General features: G+C 73.3%; 11 protein-coding genes. 6 read left to right on the top strand and 5 right to left on the bottom strand.

The features are described from left to right. Positions 1-79 precede the first annotated feature (79 nt). Positions 80-2,068, bottom strand: a complete 1,989-nt coding sequence (locus IEZ08_RS03880; RefSeq protein WP_189241687.1) for a S9 family peptidase — start codon at positions 2,066-2,068, stop codon at positions 80-82. Positions 2,069-2,200: 132 nt separating this feature from the next. On the opposite strand from IEZ08_RS03880, the gene IEZ08_RS03875 reads away from it, so the two are divergent. Then, positions 2,201-3,217, top strand: coding sequence for a ferrochelatase (locus IEZ08_RS03875; RefSeq protein ID WP_068925106.1), 1,017 nt, complete (start codon positions 2,201-2,203; stop codon positions 3,215-3,217). A 70-nt stretch (positions 3,218-3,287) separates the two neighbouring features. Here IEZ08_RS03875 and IEZ08_RS03870 read toward each other — a convergent pair whose 3' ends face one another. Next, the gene (locus IEZ08_RS03870; protein ID WP_068925108.1) at positions 3,288-4,562 is read right to left on the bottom strand and encodes a lytic transglycosylase domain-containing protein; all 1,275 of its coding nucleotides are present in this window, start codon (positions 4,560-4,562) and stop codon (positions 3,288-3,290) included. 96 nt (positions 4,563-4,658) lie between these two features. Between IEZ08_RS03870 and IEZ08_RS03865 the strand changes: the two genes are divergently transcribed. The 3 genes from IEZ08_RS03865 (at position 4,659) to sepH (ending at position 9,528) form a co-directional block, all read left to right on the top strand. Continuing rightward, entirely contained in the window at positions 4,659-5,876 is a 1,218-nt protein-coding gene (locus tag IEZ08_RS03865) for an MFS transporter (RefSeq protein WP_229802900.1), read from the top strand. A gap of 15 nt (positions 5,877-5,891) precedes the next feature. Continuing rightward, positions 5,892-7,190: a D-arabinono-1,4-lactone oxidase gene (locus IEZ08_RS03860; RefSeq protein ID WP_068925111.1), complete on the top strand. Its 1,299-nt coding sequence runs from the start codon at positions 5,892-5,894 to the stop codon at positions 7,188-7,190. A 403-nt stretch (positions 7,191-7,593) separates the two neighbouring features. Beyond that, a complete protein-coding gene (gene sepH / locus IEZ08_RS39305) occupies positions 7,594-9,528 on the top strand; it encodes a septation protein SepH (RefSeq protein ID WP_203863244.1) in 1,935 nt (644 codons plus the stop codon). A gap of 149 nt (positions 9,529-9,677) precedes the next feature. Here the strand turns inward: sepH and IEZ08_RS03850 are convergent, their stop codons facing one another. Together IEZ08_RS03850 and IEZ08_RS03845 are read right to left on the bottom strand one after the other, a co-directional pair. Then, positions 9,678-11,348: a PH domain-containing protein gene (locus IEZ08_RS03850; RefSeq protein WP_229802899.1), complete on the bottom strand. Its 1,671-nt coding sequence runs from the start codon at positions 11,346-11,348 to the stop codon at positions 9,678-9,680. Between the two features lie 95 nt (positions 11,349-11,443). Next, on the bottom strand, positions 11,444-11,995 hold the full coding sequence (locus IEZ08_RS03845; protein WP_068925115.1) for a PH domain-containing protein: 552 nt from the start codon (positions 11,993-11,995) through the stop codon (positions 11,444-11,446). Positions 11,996-12,192: 197 nt separating this feature from the next. Here IEZ08_RS03845 and IEZ08_RS03840 point away from each other — a divergent pair, with 197 nt between their 5' ends. Continuing rightward, positions 12,193-13,170 (top strand): ATP-binding cassette domain-containing protein, encoded by a 978-nt coding sequence (locus IEZ08_RS03840; RefSeq protein WP_189241686.1) that lies wholly within the window; start codon positions 12,193-12,195, stop codon positions 13,168-13,170. Next, complete coding sequence (locus IEZ08_RS03835; protein ID WP_068925119.1) at positions 13,167-13,994, top strand: ABC transporter permease; 828 nt, start codon at positions 13,167-13,169, stop codon at positions 13,992-13,994. The genes IEZ08_RS03840 and IEZ08_RS03835 overlap by 4 nt, the downstream gene beginning before the upstream one ends. Before the next feature lie 200 nt (positions 13,995-14,194). Here IEZ08_RS03835 and IEZ08_RS40165 read toward each other — a convergent pair whose 3' ends face one another. Beyond that, positions 14,195-17,578: an AfsR/SARP family transcriptional regulator gene (locus IEZ08_RS40165; RefSeq protein ID WP_189241685.1), complete on the bottom strand. Its 3,384-nt coding sequence runs from the start codon at positions 17,576-17,578 to the stop codon at positions 14,195-14,197. Between the last annotated feature and the right edge of the window lie 16 nt (positions 17,579-17,594).

Below are 17,594 nucleotides of genomic sequence, written 5' to 3'. Positions count from 1 at the left end.
CTCCCCGTCTCTCACCTGTTTCACGGCCCCATCGTCCCGTGTGACCGGTCTCGCCGGCGCGCGGGGTTCGGGGCGGCGTTCAGGACAGCGACTCCGGCCGCTTCCACTCCTGGCCCAGGACGTGCTGCGCCAGGAAGGCCAGGACGGTCTCGTACCAGACGACGGCGTTGCCCGGCTTGAGCACCCAGTGGTTCTCGTCGGGGAAGTACAGGAACTTCGACTCCACGCCGGAGCGCTGCAGGTCCCACCAGAGACGCAGGCCCTCGCCGATCGGCACCCGGTAGTCCTTGTCCCCGTGGATGACCAGCATCGGCGTAGTGATCTTCTCCAGCGACCGGTGCGGGGAGAGCGTGTCGTACAGCTCGCCGCCCGGCTCGCCGAACTCCCGCCGCCAGTACATGGACGCGTCGGTGGTCCCGGCGAACTGGTCGAGGTTCCACAACGAGGCGTGGGTGACGATCGCCTTGAACCGGTCGGTGTGCCCGGCGATCCAGTTGGCCATGTACCCGCCGAAGGATCCCCCCATCGCGGCGGTCCGGCCCGGGTCGATCCCGGGCACCTCCAGGGCCGCGTCCGTGATCGTCATCAGGTCCGCGTGGGTGCGCGGGCCCCAGTTCGCCCAGCCGCGCCGGATCATCTCCGGCCCGTAGCCGGTGGACAGGCACGGGTCGGGCAGCAGGACGGCGTAGCCGTGCGCCGCCATGATCCACGGGTTCCACCGCCACGACCAGTCGTTCCAGCTGCTCAGCGGCCCACCGTGGACCCACAGCAGCAGCGGCGCGGGGGCGTCGGCGCACGCCCCCTCGGGCAGCACCAGCCAGCCGCGGATCTCCGCGCCGTCGTCGGCGGTCGCGGTGATCTCGGTGAGCGTGCCGGGCGGTTCCAGCTCGGGAACCGGGGAGGCGAGCTCCTCGACGACGCCGGCCGTACCCCCTGCGCCCGCCGTGTCCTCCAGGACGATCCTGACCGGAGCGGCCGCCCGGTCCACGCTGCTGCGCAGCGCGTACAGGGTGCCGTCGGGGGCGACGTTGAGCGCGGAGTAGGCGGCGTCGTCGGAGGTGAGCCGTACCGGCTCGGCGCCGTCGGCCGGGACGTGGAAGACCGGGCGGCGGCCCCGGTGGTCGGCGACCACGTAGAGCGAGGCCGAGTCGGGGGCCCATTCGATCTCCGACGGCCAGAGCTCCCCGCCCGCGGCGCGCCCCTCGCCCGTGGCCAGGTCGATGATCCAGAGCGTGGTCTCCGGGATCGTCCCGGTGTCGGCGTGGTTGCTGCGCACGCAGGCGACCCGGCGCCCGTCGGGCGAGACCGCCAGAGGCCCCTCGAAGTCGTGACCGTCCCGGGTGGCCAGCACCCGGCGGGCCCCGTCGTCCGCGATGTCGATGAGGACCAGATCGGAGCGGAGCTCTCCGCCCGGCAGCGTGACCGCCCAGGTGGCGATGGCCGCGGACCCGTCGGGGGTGACCTCGTAGGCCGCGTTGACAAGCGCCTTGCCCGGCTCCGGCGTGAGGTCCCTGACGTCGGTCAGCCGGTCCTCGCCCACCACCCCGGCGAACAGCCGGGGCTCACCGGGTCCCAGGTCGTGGTCCCAGTAGCGCACCGGGTAGCCCTCGTGCAGGATCGCGCTGATCCCGGCGTCCTTGCGGGCCTTGCGCCGTTCGGCCTCGGTCGACTCGTCACCGGGGAGCACGTCGGAGGCGAAGACGACGGTCGGCCCGCCGGTCGCGAAGCCGTCGATCCCACCGGGCCGGGCGGCGACCTGCCGGGCCTCACCGCCGGCGGCGGGCAGCAGCCAGAGCGCGGCCACCTCGTCGCCGGGGTCCTTCACCGTCGGATCGGGCCGGCGCGAGCCGAACAGGACGTCACCCTCGGCGGTGAACTCGGCCCCCGCCTCACCCTTGAGGGATCTGGTGAGCCGGTACGGCCTGCGCCCGTCGAGGGGGATCTCCCACAGAGCCGTTCCGTAGGACTTGCCGTCCGGATTGAGTGCCTGCACCACGCCCACCAGACGGCGCCCGTCAGGGGAGAGGCGCACGGAGGTCAGACGGGGTACACCGACATAGTCACGCATGTCAGAAAAAGAGGTCACGTTACCGAACCTACCTCTACTGGCTGACACGACTACATCTCCGCGCGGCGCCCCTTCCCCTCACCCTCGGGCACCCGGATCCGAACACGTCCCGCCATGCGGTTGGATGAGCACATGGGGACTTACGACGCGCTTCTCGTGGTCTCGTTCGGAGGCCCGGAGAAGCCGGACGACGTGATGCCGTTTCTGGAGAACGTGGTGCGGGGCCGGGGGGTGCCGAGAGAGCGCCTGCTGGAGGTGGAGGCCCACTACCAGCGCTTCGGCGGGGTGAGCCCGATCAACCGGCAGTGCCGCGACCTGATCGCGGCCGTCGAGCCGACCGTCGATCTGCCGATCTACTGGGGCAACCGCAACTGGCACCCTTACCTGGAGGACACACTGCGGCGGATGGCCGCCGACGGGGTGCGCAGAGCGGCGGCCTTCGTCACCGCCGCCTACGGCTCCTACTCCTCCTGCCGCCAGTACATCGATGACATCGCGCTGGCCAGGGCCGCCGTGGAGGGCGCCCCGGAGATCGTCAAGCTGCGGCACTACCACGACCACCCGGGCTTCGTCGCGGCCATGGTGGACCACACCCGCCAGGCCCTGGACCGGCTGCCCGCCGAGCACCGGGACGCCGCGCGGCTGGTCTTCACCGCGCACAGCATCCCGACCTCCATGGCCAGGACGGCCGGGCCCGGCGGCGGGCTCTACGAGGCCCAGCTGAACAGGACGGCCGAGCTGGTCGTTGCCGGGCTGGGCGGCGACCGGGAGTGGGACCTGGTCTGGCAGAGCCGCAGCGGCGCGCCGCACGTCCCGTGGCTGGAGCCCGACGTCTGCGACCACCTCGAGGAACTCTCCGGGCAGGGCGTCCCGGCGGTGGTCCTGGTGCCGATCGGCTTCGTCTCCGACCACATGGAGGTGGTCTACGACCTCGACGTGGAGGCCAAGGACCTGGCGGCCAGGCTCGGCCTCCCGCTGACCAGGGCCGCCACGGCGGGCACGCACCCGCGGTTCGTCGCGATGGTCGGCGAGCTGCTGGCCGAGCCGGAGCCGGTGGCCTGCGGCCTGACCTGCTGCCCGGCGCCGCCGCGCCGCCCGGGTCCGAACGGCTCCCACGGGTTCCAGGAAGCCCGGGGATCCCAGGGATAGAAGCCCGGGGATCCCAGGACAGCGGCTCCTGCGGATCCCGGGCGCGGGAGTCGTCCGGGGCCGAGGCCCCTCACGGATAGGCGCGGGCGTAGGCCTCGGCCGTCGACAGGACCTTCCTGACGTACGACCACGAGTGGTTGTAGAACCAGACGGCCTTCTCCAGCTTCTTGCCGCCCTGGCCCGCGCCGTTGGCGCACAGGTAGTTGGCCGCCGAGGGGACGGCGTCGTAGGGACTCCAGATGTCGGCGACGCCGTCGCCGTCGCCGTCCACCCCGTAGGCCTTCCACGTCGCCGGCATGAACTGCATCGGTCCCTGCGCGCCCGCCGAGGACGGGCCGTTGTTACGCCCGTGCGAGCTCTCCACCTGGCCGATCGCGGCCAGCACCGTCCACGACAGGCCCGGACAGACCTCGGCCGACCTGCGGTACAGCTCCAGGTAGGTACCGGGCCGCCCGACCGTCGCCCGGCCGGCCGCCCGGGGCCGCGACGGGGAGCCGGCGGCGTTCCCGGTGGTCCCGGTGGCGCTTCCGGTGGCGCCCGCCGTACGGCGCGCACCCACCGCGACCACCTGCGCCCCCGGACCCAGCAGCTTGCGCACCCCGGTGCCGAGCGCGCCCGCCGCCTTCTCCGGGCCGTGCACCAGCAGCGCCACCCCGGGCAGCAGTCCCAGCCGGCGCCCCGTCTCCTCCCCCACCAGGCCGTCCACCCCGGGCAGCCCGAACGGGGCCGAGGCGGCGACGCGCAGCCGGGGCCCGCCGTCCACCTGGTAGTACGAGCCGAGGACGAGCCCGAGGCGGCGCGCCGCCGTGCTGTCGGCGACGAACTCGCCCCGCAGCAGCGCGTTCCAGACTCCCTGCTGGGCGGCCACCGCCCTGGGCGCCCAGGACCGGAAGCGGGCGGGATCGACCGCGAGCAGGTTGAGGCCGACCCCGGACACCTTCACCGCCCCGCCGTCGAACGAATCGATCTTCTCGACGTGTTCGAGCCCCGCGATGTCCCGCTTGGTCCGGGGGGAGAGGGTGGACTGGGAGATCACCATCACCCGGGGCGGGGTGGGGGTGATCCCGGGACCGCCGGTGACCGCGGCCTTCTCCGTGGACCCGGTGGCCCTCTCGGCGGACCCGGTGCCGGCGGACGGGGCCGCGGCGGGTCCGGCGGCCCGCGGGGAGAGCGCCGCCAGGTCGGGGACCCCGGCCCGGACGGCGGCCGCGCCGGAGACCGGGGCGGGGGCCGCGGGCGGCCTCGCGACGAGGAACACCGCGCCGCCGACGGCGGCCAGGGCGAGCACCCCGGCCAGGAGCACGGCCAGGGCCTTCGGCCGGGGGAGGGGGGCGGCCGGGCTCATGTTGGCTCCTGCGGGACGCGGCATGTTCCAGCGTGCACAAAACTGTTTGCGTAGCAGCTGTTTCGTAGGGAAAAGTCAGCCGAATTCATTCGAGGCATGGCCGAAAGGGGACTATCGGTGGTGGGGCCGTACCGGGAGCTGTTCAGCAGACCCGGCGTCAGGGGTTTCGTGATCTCGGGGCTGATCGGGCGGATGCCCATGTCGATGCTCGGTCTCAGCATCGTACTGCTCATCGAGACCCTCACCGGCTCGTACGGCATGGCGGGCGCGGTCGCGGCCACCGTCAACGTCTCCTACGCCGTCGCGGCGCCCCTGATCGGACGCCTCGTGGACAGATTCGGTCAGGCCAGGGTAATCGTCCCGCTCATCCTCACGCACGGTGCCGCGCTGGCCTCCCTGATGCTCTGCGTCGAGTTCGGCGCGCCGGACTGGACCCTGTTCGCCGCGGGCGTGGTGATCGGGGGAACCGCCGTGCCGCTGGGCTCGCTGGTGCGGACCCGCTGGTCCCACCTGCTGGACGGGTCGCAGCAGCTGCACACCGCGTTCTCGTTCGAATCCGTCGCCGACGAGCTCGTCTTCGTCGCCGGACCGGCGCTCGCCACCGCCCTGGCCACCATGGTCAGCCCCTACGCCGGGCTGATCGTGACGCTGGCCTGCGCGGTCGGGGGCACGCTCGCCTTCGCGATGCAGCGCGCCACCGAACCGCCGATCCGCACGGGTGAGAAGCACTCCGGGACACCGATCACCATTCCCGGCATCGCCCTGCTGTCCTGCGTGTTCCTGGCCATGGGCGCGACCTTCGGCTCGGTGGACCTGATCACGGTCGCCTTCGCCGAGGAGCACGGGGTCAAGCCCGCCGCCGGGCTGCTGCTGGCCGCGATCGCGAGCGGCAGCCTGATCTCCGGGCTCTGGTACGGCGCGCGGCGGTGGAAGGCCTCCCTGCGCAGCCGGTTCGTCCGCGCGCTGGGCCTGTTCGCGGTGGGGATGACGCCGATCGCCCTGATCGGCGACGTCTGGGTGATGGCCGTGGCGCTGTTCCTCGCCGGGCTGGCCATCTCACCCACGATCATCGCCGGTTACGCGCTGATCGAGCGCCTGGTCCCCGCCCACCTGCTCACCGAGGGCATGACCTGGCTCTCCACCGCGATCGGGTTCGGCGTCTCGCTCGGTGTCTGGGCGGGCGGCTGGCTCACCGACGCGTTCGGCGCTTCCAACGCCTACGCCTTCTCCCTCGGCTCCGCCCTGCTGGCCGTGGTCATCGGGCTCGCCGGGTCGGTCTGGCTGCGCACCCCTGTTGCCCGGCAGGAATCATGAGTATCTTTCATGTTTATGCGCGAGTTCCGTAACTGGGCGGGCAACCAGTCCGCCGTGCCCGCCGAGATCCGCACCCCGTCCTCGGCGGCGGAGGTGGTGCGCGCCGTACGGGACGCCGCGGCGTCCGGACGCCGGGTGCGCATGGCGGGCACCGGTCACTCGTTCACCGGGGTGGCGCTCACCGACGGCCTGCTGCTGCGGCCGGAAGGGCTGACCGGGATCCTGGAGACCGGCGAGGGCTGGGTGAAGGCGGCGGCGGGCACGCCGCTGCGCGCGCTCAACGAGGAGCTCCACCGGATGGGCCTGGCCCTGGCGAACATGGGCGACATCACCGCCCAGACGCTGGCCGGGGCCATCCAGACCGGCACCCACGGCACCGGCCGGGACGTCGGCGGCCTGGCCGACCAGGTGCTCGCGCTGGAGATGGTGCTGGCCGACGGTGAGATCGTCACGGTCCGCGCGGACGGCGAGGGCGCGGACCGCGACCTGTTCGACGCGGCACGGGTGGGCCTGGGCGCGCTCGGCGTACTGACCGCGGTGACCTTCCGGGTGGAACCGTCGTTCCTGCTGCGCAGCACCCGGCGGCCGATGAGGCTGAGCGAGATCCTCGGCTCGCTCGACGCGATCACCGCGGAGAACGAGCACCTGGACTTCTTCTGGCTGCCGCACACCGACACCTGCCTGACCAAGCGGAACAACCGCAGCCCCGGGCCGGCGAACCCGCCGGGCGCGTTCAAGCACTGGCTGGACAACGTCTTCCTGGAGAACACCCTGTTCGGCGCGCTGTGCGGGATCGGCGCCCGGTTCCCGGGTGCGATCCCCCGGCTGAACGCGGTCTCCGCGGCGGCCCTGTCGGCGTCCACCTGCACCGACACGTCCTACAAGATCTTCACGAGCGTGCGGGAGGTGCGGTTCCTGGAGATGGAGTACGCCGTCCCGCGCGAGCACCTCGGCCGGGCCCTGCGCGAGACCCGCGACCTCGTCGAGCGGAGCGACTGGAAGATCACCTTCCCGGTCGAGGTGCGGGTCACCCCGCCCAGCGACGCCTGGCTGTCGACGGCCTACGGCCGCGACACGGCCTACATCGCCTGCCACATCTACCGGCCCACCCCCAACCCGGCCTACTTCGAGGGCGTCGAGGAGATCATGACGCGGCTCGGGGGACGCCCGCACTGGGGGAAGCTGCACACCCGCGACGCCGCCTACCTGGCCGGGGTCTACCCCCGGTTCGCCGACTTCCGGGCCCTGCGCGACCGGCTGGATCCGGACCGCCGCTTCGCCAACGACTACCTGGACACCGTCCTGGGCACGTGAGCCGACGACCGGGCGGCGCGCCGGAGTATTCCGGGTTTCCAGCGCGTTCCGGGGTTCCGGCGGCCTCCGGGACGGGCACACTCACAGAACCCCCGCACCCCGAGGAGTCTCCGGAGTTGACCTTCCCCACCGGCCGGCCGCACCGCTTCCCGGCTCTTCACCCAAGTTCACAGCGTCGGGATAGGTTATTCGGGAGAATCCGTCGAGGACCTCGGACCTACCACTCCGCCCCGATGCCCAATAAAGGACGAACGTAGCAAATGTGACCGGCGTCACATCGCCGCTGGCCCCTTCCAGGAAGGCGATGTTCGGACATGCCGGGTACGGTGCTGGCAGGCAACCGGCACACGCGAGAGACTCAAGGGTCCGGGGGAAGAATGAGCACGACGACGAAGGGACTCGCATGCAGGAGCTCCGACTCGTCGCGGTGAGTGAGGACGGGACCTATCTCGTGCTGGCGACAGCCGGCAGGGGGACCCGGTTCACGCTGCCCGTCGACGACCGGCTCCGCGCTGCCGTCCGCGGCAACTTCTCCCGTCTCGGCCAGTACGAGATCGAAGTGGAGAGTCCGTTGCGCCCCAAGGAGATCCAGGCTCGGATCCGTGCCGGCGAGACAGCCGAGGAGATCGCCGCGACGGCGGGCATCCCGGTCGAGCGCGTACGGTGGTTCGAGGGTCCCGTGCTCCAGGAGCGGGAGTACGTGGCGCAGCAGGCACAACGTTGCACCGTGCGGCTGCCCGGCGACTCCGCGGCCGGGCCCACTCTCGGTGACCTCGTCGCCGAGCGGCTGACCCGGCGCGGCGTGCCCGCCGACGAGATCGACTGGGACTCCGCCAAGCGGGACGACAACCTGTGGCGGATCAAGCTCGGTTTCGTATGGAACGGTCACACGCGCAGCGCCGAATGGCTCTTCGATCCGCGCCGCCGCCACATCACCCCGCACGACGACGAGGCCATGCGCCTGTCCGCGAGCGAATACGTCGATCCCGCCGAGGACACCAAGGTCACGCCGTTCGTTCCGCGCGCGGCCAAGCTCGCCCCGGTGCCGCCGCTGGGATCGGAACCGCTGAACCAGCCGCCGGTGTCCTTCCCCGCGGTGGTGCGGCAGGAGCCCCCGGCCGTACGGCAGGAGCCCGCGGCCGTACGGCAGGAGCCGGCCACCCCGTCCCGGCCCGCCTACGCGCAGCCGGAGCCGTCGTCCGCCCCGTACTTCCAGCCCGAGGCTCCCGCTGCGGCCGCCGAGCGTCCGGTTGCCTATGAGCGTCCGCCGATGCCCCCGCTCCCGGAGGGTTTCGAGCCGCCCGCCATCCCGGCGGTGCCGCCGCTGCGCGCTCCGGGCCCGGGGCTTCCGGAGGCCACCCGGGGCGCCGGAGCGCTCCGGGCTCCGAGCACCGCGAGCTCCGCGGAATCCAGGGAGTTCGAGGCGCCCGCGGACTTCACCGAGTCCCCGGACGTCGCAAAGCCCGCGGCGCCGGCAGACCTCAGCGGACCCGCGGAACTCACGGATCCCGTGGAGCCCGTGGAGCCCGTGGAGTTCAGTCCCACCGTGATCACGCCTTCCGGACCCGGGGGCTCCCGGTCCGAGGACGCTCCCGGGGTCCCGGAGAGCCCGGAGGCCCCGGCTGCTCCGGCGGTCCGGGAGAACGCCCCGGCCGCCGGTGTCTCCGCGGAACCGGCCTCCGCCGGTGCGGCCGCGGAGGCGATACGGGCCGCCGGGAAGCCCGCCGAGGCCGCCGAGGCCGCCGTCGTCGTGACCGCCGCTCATTCCGGCCCGGACCTGCGGGCCGAGGACCCGCAGGCCGGACCCGCCCGGCAGGAGGAGGAGGGAGCGGCCAGCGCGGAACCACGGGTGGACGGGGCCGAGACCGCCGGCGACCAGACGCGGGAGGACGCGCCGGTCTCCGTCGCGGGCCCGCGGGACGGCGCAGGGATCTCCACGGATCCGGAGACGGTGAAGGACACCGCGACGGCCGTCAGGGAGACCGAGGCGGGCGACCCGCCGGTGGAACGGCGTCCGCAGGCTCCCGCGCCCGCGGCGGAGGAGACTCCCCCGGCTGAGCCCTCCGTACCCGCGGCGGAACAGGCTCCCCCGGCCAAGGCCCCCGTACCCGCGGCGGAACAGGCTCCCCCGGCTGAGCCCTCCATGCCCGCGGCGGAACAGGCTCCCCCGGCCAAGGCCCCCGTACCCGCGGCGGAACAGGCTCCCGAGCCGCCCCCGCCTCCGGCCGCGCCGGTGCCCAAGCCCGCTCCCACGCGCCCGGCACGGAAGTCCCGGGGCCGGCGCGCGTCCGTCCCGACCTGGGACGAGATCATGTTCGGCGCCCGCCGCCCGGACTGACCCTCTCCGTTTCGGGGCTCGGGCGGACCGGTTCGGATCCGAGGCTCGCCGACCGGCCTGGTCGATCTCATGGAGCGGTTACCGGCGGGCGTCCGGGTCGCGTCGCCGGATACCCCCATGGGGACGACCCCACGTCACTTCCCGGCTTCCTAGGCGGGGGTTCCCCCGTCGACGAACGGGGCGAGCCAGTCGGGGGTGACCTCTGCGACGAAGTCGACTCCGGCCGCCGCGCCGACGTCCACGGCGGCGTAACCTCCGGTCCCCGCGCCCACCCCGGCGGTCACGGTCAGCAACCCGGCCCTGCGCTGGAACCAGGTCTGGCTGAGTGTCCAGCCCACAACGGCACGCCGCTCCACCACGGCCTGGGAACGGCGCAGCGACCCCGACCTGACCGACAGGCGGGAACCGTCGTAGGCATGCCCGAGCGAGCGGTAGCGGTCGAGACCGAGCGGGACGCCCAGCGCCGCCAGGAGCAGGGCCGCCGCCACGAGCGCCCACCAGAACCCGGACCCTTCGGTCACTGCGGCCACCAGCCCGCCCGCGGCGGCCACCAGCCACGGGGAGATCGCCCGGAAGAGCCTGCGCCTGCGCGCCGCCGCCGGGTGGCGCCGCAGATCGGCCGCGATCCGGCCGACGGCCTCCCCCGCCACCTCCAGTGCCGCCGGGAGCGGCACGACGGGCAGCAACTGGCCGCGGGTCTGCGAGTCCCCCAGACCGGTCACTATCGCCCAGGTCCTGGCCATTCCCGCTCTGCGCTCGACCAGCCCCTCGACCAGTTCGAACCCGCGCACCCTGCGCCGCTCCAGCGACACGCTCCTGCGGGTGAGGAGCCCCCGCTCCGCGACGAGGTACCCCTCCCGGGACCGGAGGGTGAAGTCCCAGTTGAACACGGCGTACATGACCACGCCGATGACCGGCATGGCGAGCAGGAGCAGCGCGAAGGCCGCGGCCAGCAGCAGGGGGTGATCCCACAACCACTCCCCCGCGCTCCACAGGATCCGCTCGCCGAGGCCGAGCTCGCCACCCCACTGGAACGCCGCGCCGACGGCACCGGCCACCAGTGCGAAGGGCGTCAGCAGGTACGCCCCTGACAGGGGTCCGTAGACGAGCCACCTGCGCGGCACCGAGATGAACACCCGGTCGGGAGCAGGCGTCCCCGCTCCCCGAGTCCCGTAATGGGTGACCGCGGGCTCCCCCGCGCCCGGCGCTGTCCCGGCCTCCGCGGCGCCCCGCACCGTGCCCGCCGCTCCAGCGGCACCCGGGCCGCTGCCCGCCGGCACACCCGCGCGGGCTCGGGCATGCCAGAGCAGCACGGCTTTGAGCCGTTCCGCCTCGGCGGCGGTCACCCCGTCGAGCTCCCCCTCCTGCTTGTCGTTACCGCCCGCACCTGTGTCGATCCGGAGTACGGCGATGTCGAGCAACCGGTGCAACGGCGGAGTGCTGACGTCGACCCCGCGGATCCGTTCCAGCGGGATCGTCCGCACCGACCGGCTGATCAAGGCCCTGGTGAGCTCCAGCCGGTCGCCGACGACCTGGTAGGTGAAGGTCGCCCAGCGGATGGCGGAGTAGATGACCGAGCCGGCGATGCCGAACGCCGCCCATAGGAACGATCCGGGTGAGAACCCGCCGATGAACAGCACTCCGGCCAGCGGCAGGATGAGCGAGGGCAGCATCCGGATCGGGTCGGTCAGCAGCACCTTGGGGCTGAGCCGCAACGGCGGGGTGACCGGGGCCACCGGCACCGCCGGCACCGCCGGGGTCGCCGGCGGGGCGGGCGGCGGGCCGTACACCTGAGGGGCGGGTACGGGCGGACCGGACACCGGTGGAACAGGCCCCCGGGGACCGGACACCGGTGGAACAGGCCCCCGGGGATCGGGCGCCTCATGGCCGGACGGGGCCGGGCCGCGCTCGTCGCTCACGTCGCGTCGTCCCTCAGTTCCTCGGCCCGCCGGGCGAGGCGGTCGGCGAGTTCGGCGGCCACCCCGTAGTCGAGGCCTTTGATCGTGGACGACCCCGCGTGGGAGGCCGTACGGATCTCCACTGTGGCCAGGCCCAGCATCCGCTCGAACCATCCCTGCGCCTTGTCCACGGTCTGGATCCGGCTGACCGGGACGAACACCCAGTCCCTGCTGATCCATCCGGAGCGGGCGTAGACCACGTCCTGGGTGAGCTCCCAGCGGTGCGTCGCGTAGCGCCAGAAGGACTCCGCGACCGACAGCCCGACGAGGACGATCCCGACCAGCCAGGGCAGGAGCGCGATGTTGTCCGGCACCCAGCCCGGCAGCCATGACCAGCGGGCTCCGGCGATCCATCCGGAGACGGCGTACGAGCCGAGGGTCAGCACGACCGTCCAGAACATCCCCTCCAGCAGCCACAGCGCGATGGCCTTGCGGGACACCGGATGCGCGGGGTCGCGCAACGGGACGTCACCGGGACGCGCGGCCGGGCCGTTCGCCTGACCGGCCATCCCCCGACCGTCCGCTCTGCCCCCGTTCACATGGTTTTGGTCGCTCACACCATCAGCCTAAACGGTCATGGTCAGGCCGACGGGCAGGCCGTGTCAGCTATATGTCAGCGCCTCCGGCTCCCCGTCAGCGCCGGGTCGGGAAAGTGTCAGTGGGTCCCTCCATTCTGGGAGAGCGAGCTGACGAAGGGATTTTTCTCATGCAATACGCCATCCAGGCAGAGGGTCTGGTCAAGCGCTACGGAGAGACACGGGCGCTCGACGGTGTCGACCTCGCCGTGCCGCAGGGACGGTTGCTCGGCGTTCTCGGGCCGAACGGGGCGGGCAAGACCACCGCCGTGCGGATCCTGGCGACGCTGCTCCGGCCCGACGGGGGCAGGGCCACGGTCGGCGGGTTCGACGTGGTGAAGGACCCGCACCAGGTGCGTTCGCTCATCGGTCTCACCGGTCAGTACGCCGCGGTGGACGAGATGCTCACGGGAGTCGAGAACCTCGTGATGATCGGCCGCCTGCTCGGCATGTCCCGCGCCGAGTCCCGGCGGCGGGCGGCCGAGCTGCTGGAGCGGTTCTCCCTGTCCGACGCGGGGGCGCGGGCCACCAAGACCTACTCGGGCGGCATGCGCCGCCGCCTGGATCTGGCCGCGAGCCTGGTCGGACGGCCCCAGGTGCTGTTCCTCGACGAGCCCACCACCGGCCTCGACCCCCGCAGCCGCACGGAGCTGTGGAGCGTCGTGCGCGGCCTGATGGCCGACGGGGTGACGGTCCTGCTCACCACCCAGTACCTCGAGGAGGCCGACCAGCTCGCCGACGACATCCTCGTCTTCGACCACGGCAGGGTGATCGCCTCCGGCACCTCCGACGAGCTGAAGGCCACCACCGGGGCGCAGGTCCTGGAGGTCCGGCCGCTCAAGGACTCCGACCTCGACCTGGTCGCGCAGGTCGTCGCCGACGTCATCGGCGAGACGCCGGACCTGGCCGGAGGCAGGGCCACGGCGGCCGTGCACGATCCGGCGGTCGTGCCCGCCATCGTCCGCAGGCTCGACGACCTCGGCGTCGTCGCGACCGAGCTGGCGCTGCGCAAGTCCAGCCTGGACGAGGTGTTCCTCGCCATCACCGGCCACCGCGCCGAGGAAGAGTCCGTCGCCGAGGCCGGGGAGAAGAAGGAGGTCTTCGCATGACCGCCGTGACCACCACGACCACCGCGGCGCCGACTCCGACGCCGACCCCGGCCGGGCGCGTCAGCCCGCTGGCCACGCTGCGCCAGACCATGACGCTCGCCTGGCGGAGCCTGGTGCAGATCAAGCACAACCCGTGGGAGCTGCTCGACCTGAGCATCCAGCCCATCATGTTCCTGCTGCTGTTCACCTACGTGTTCGGCGGCGCGATCTCCGGGTCGACGGGCGACTATCTCCAGTTCGCACTGCCCGGACTCCTGGTGCAGAACGCCCTGTTCTACACCCTGTCCACCGCGATCGGGCTGAACACCGACATCACCAAGGGCGTCTTCGACCGCCTGCGGAGCCTGCCCATCGCCCGGACCGCCCCGCTGTCCGGGCGGATCCTCGCCGACACCGCCAAGCAGGTGTGGGCCTTCGCCCTGCTCGTCGGCTTCGGCATGGTCCTGGGCTTCCGGGTGGAGACCAGCCCGCTCGGCCTGCTGGGCGCCCTGGCGCTGCTGGTGGTGGTGGCCCTGGCCATGTCGTGGATGTCGGTCCTGATCGGGCTGAAGGCCTCCAGCCCGGAGAAGGTCCAGATGATCGCTTTCTCGACGATGATGCCGCTGACCTTCACCAGCAGCGCGCTGGTCCCCTCGCAGACCTTCCCCGGATGGCTGGAGGCCTGGTCCGACATCAACCCGGTCACCCACCTGGCCGACGCCATCCGCGGCCTGCTGATCGGCGGCGACGTCGCCGAGGCGACGATGATCTCCCTGCTCTGGGCGGCCGGGTTCGCCGTGGTCTTCGCGCCGCTGGCGATCCGCGCCTTCCGCAGCCGCGTGTAGACCGGAGCAGCGCGCATAAACCGCAACAGACAGGTCAGAGCAGATAGATCAGCCGAGCGCGGACCGGCCCCGGGTGTCTCCGGGGCCGGTCCGCGCGTAGCGGGGCCCCACTGGACCTTCCGCCTTCCCCGCCCCGGGCCCTGCCGGGAGTTCCTGCGCGCCCGCGCCGTCCGGGACGTGGTCACTCCGCCGGCACCCCGTCATGACGGACGGAGGTCCGGGAGGAGGCCCCGGCCGGCGCGGGAGAGGAGTTCGTCGCGGGAGAGGGCGCGGCCGCGGCCGTAGCACCGGGCGAACTTCTCCTCACCGAGCGCGGCCCGCGTCCGCTCGGTGATCCGGATGTGGTCGAAGTCGACCACCATGTCGACACCGCGGACCACCGCGGCGGCGCCGAGCAGCTCCGCCGCTCCGGCCGGGTCGCCCGCCGAGAGTCTCAGATCCGCCTCGCCGATCAGCAACAGGCCGAGAAGGGACGCGTCCGACGGGCCCGCCACCTGCTCCAGCGCGGCGTCGAGCAGTCTCCGGGCCCGGGGGAGGTCTCCCTCCTGACCGGCCAGGAGGCTCAGGGAGGCGTTGAGCACCGCCCTGATCTGGCCCGGCATGCTCTCCTCCGCGTCCACCACCCGCAGGGCCTCGGCGTAGTGGCGTTTGGCCTCGGCGACATCCCCGGCCTCGCGGGCGAAGTCCCCCCGGTAGAGGTGGAGGGCGACCAGGGACACCCGGTCCCCGGTCCTGCTGGTGTGCTGGATCAGCTCCTCCAGCAGCTCGCGCGCGGCGGCCCGCTCCCCCTGCAGGTTGAGGCCGAAGGCGAGCCTGCTGCGCAGGTAGGCGACCTCCTCGGCGGCCCCGGCCTCCTCCAGGACGGCGATGGCCTCGCGGACCCGTGCCAGTCCTCCGCCGGCCTCGCCCCGCAGGAAGTCCACCTCCGACAGCGCGGCCAGCGCGTTGCCGATGCCCCAGCGCTCCCCGAGCTCCCGGAAACCGCTCAGGCTGGCCTGGAGCTCTCGCTCGCTCTCGCCCACCCGGCCCGCCGCGAGCTGCTCGTACCCGCTGAACAGGCGCACCAGGGCAAGAACCCAGGGATCCGGGTGGGAGGACATCTCGCGCAGGTGGCGGCCGTCGTCCGGGGGCAGCCCCTGGAACAGCGCGACGACCGGGCCCGTCAGCGCGACCAGGGGGTGCCAGGGAGGCTCGATCTCCTCGCGGGCCAGTCTGAGCGCCTCGGTCAGCTCACTCCGCGCCCGGTCCAGCTCGATCCCGGTGCCGAGCGCGTTGATCCCGTACGCCGCCCGGGCCAGGGCCAGCGGCGCGGGATCGGCCTCGCCCGCCAGGTCGAGGACCTCCCCGGCGCGCTGGGCGCCCTCAAGCCGGTGGCCGCGCAGCCACCAGTACCAGCCCAGGGCGCCGACCAGCCGCAACGCCAGATCGAGGCGGCCGGTCTCGACGCTCCAGCGCAGCGCCGCCGACAGGTTGTCGTGCTCGCGGGACATCTCGGCGATGGACGCCGCCTGCCTGCGGTCGCGCAGGCCGGGGTCGGCCGTCTCGGCCAGCTCCGCGAAGAACAGCGCGTGCGCCAGCCGTACCCGCTCCCGCTCGCCCGACTCGGCCAGCCGTTCGGCGGCGTAGGCACGGATGCTCTCCAGCATCCGGTAGCGGGGCACGGACTCGTGGTCGGAGACCGCCAGCAGCGACTTGTCCACCAGCCGGGCCAGCACGTCGAGCACATCGGCCCGGTCCAGCCCCTCGCCGGAGCAGACCCGCTCGGCGGCGTCGAGGGTGACGCCGCCGGCGAAGACCGACAGCCGCCCCGCCAGCCTCCGCTCCTGCCCGTCCAGCAGGTCCCAGCTCCACTCCACCACGGCGCGCAGCGTCTGGTGGCGGGGCAGTGCCGTACGGCTGCCGCCGGTCAGCAGGCGGAAGCGATCGTCCAGCCGCGCGGCGATCTGCCCGGCCGTCAGGGACCGGAGCCGGGCGGCGGCCAGCTCGATGGCGAGCGGAATGCCGTCGAGCTCACGGCAGATCCGTACCACCGCCTCGGCCTCGGCCTCGGGCCGGTAACCGGGGCGTACGGCCGCGGCCCGTTCGGCGAACAGGCGGGTGGCCGGGTACCCGAGCGCCTCGCCGGGGTCGCCGTCCGGCGGGGGGAGCTCCAGCGGCGGCACCGGCCAGGTCAGCTCGCCCGTGATGCCCAGGGGTTCGCGGCTCGTGGTCAGGACGCGCACCCCGGGGCACCCCGTCAGGACCCGGTCCGTGAGCGCCGCGGCCGCTCCGACCACGTGCTCGCAGTTGTCCATGATGATCAGCAACCGCTTCCCGGCCAGGGCCGAGACCAGGCGGGAGAGGGGGTCGCGGACGGCCGGGACGGGGATGACGCCGGGCGGCGCCTTCGGGGAGCCGTCGCGCAGGCCGAGGGCGGCGGACACGGCCTGGGCCACCTCGGACGGCTCGGCGACCGGGGCGAGCTCGACCAGCCACACCCCGTCGGGCATCAGCCCGGTGACGGCCTCCGCCGACTCGACCGCCAGGCGGGTCTTGCCCGCGCCGCCGGGACCGAGGAGCGTGACCAGCCGGTGCCCGGCGAGCAGGTCCGTCACGCGGGCCACATCGTGCTCCCGGCCGACGAAGCTGGTGAGCCTCGCCCGAAGGTTGCCGGGCCGCCTCTCCGGGGCCGGGATGGAGACCGGGGCAGAGGCCGGGACCGGGTCCGCAGCGGGAACCGGGGCGGAGGCCGGAGCCGGGTTCGGAGCGGGGGCCAGGTGCGGAGCGGGAGCCAGGGTGAAGGCGGAGGCCGGAGCGGGACCCGGGGAGGCGGACCGGGCCTCGTCGCCGGACGGCTCCCCGCGCAGCATGGCCAGGTGAAGCTCGGACAGGGCGGGTGAGGGGTCCGCCCCCAGCTCCCGGGCGAACGTCTCGCGGGCGTCCCCGAAGGCGGCCAGCGCCTCGACCTGGCGGCCCGCGCCGTACAGGGCGCGCATGAGCTGGCCCCGCAGCCGCTCCCGCAGCGGGTGACCGGCGATCAGAGCGGGCAGCTCGGCGGCGACCTCGGCGGCTCGGCCGAGCAGCAGGTCGGCCTCGATCCGCTCCTCCAGCGCGGTCAGGCGGAGCGTGTCCAACCGGGTGAGCGCGGCGGCGATGATCTCGTTCCCGGCCAGGTCGGCCAGGGCGGGACCGCGCCAGAGCGCCAGCGCGGCGCGGAGCACGGCCGCGGCGTCGGCCGGATGCCCCGCGGCGAGGGCGGCCCGGCCCTCGGCCGTCAGGCGGGCGAAGCGGTGGGCGTCCACCCGGTCGGGCGCGACCGCCAGCCGGTATCCGTCCGCCGCGGACGCGACCAGATCCCTCCGTCCGCCCAGCCCGGCGCGGAGGCGGGAGACCAGGGCCTGCAGGGCGTTCCCCGCCGAACTCGGCGGGCGGTCCCCCCACACCCCCGCGACCAGCCGGCCGACCGGGACGGGCCGGCCCGCGTCGAGCAGGAGCAGACCGAGAAGCGCGCGCAGCCGCTGCCCCGCGATCTCCACCTTCTCACCGCGCAGGTGGACTTCCAGGGGACCGAGGACCGCGAAACTCATGTCCGTGTCCGAGTTCACCCCGCGCATTCCTCGA

This window comes from Planobispora rosea (assembly GCF_014648175.1).
GTDB classification, from domain to species: Bacteria; Actinomycetota; Actinomycetes; order Streptosporangiales; family Streptosporangiaceae; genus Planobispora; species Planobispora rosea.
Note: the sequence above shows the minus strand (reverse complement) of the source record. Positions and strands in the feature narration are given on the sequence as shown.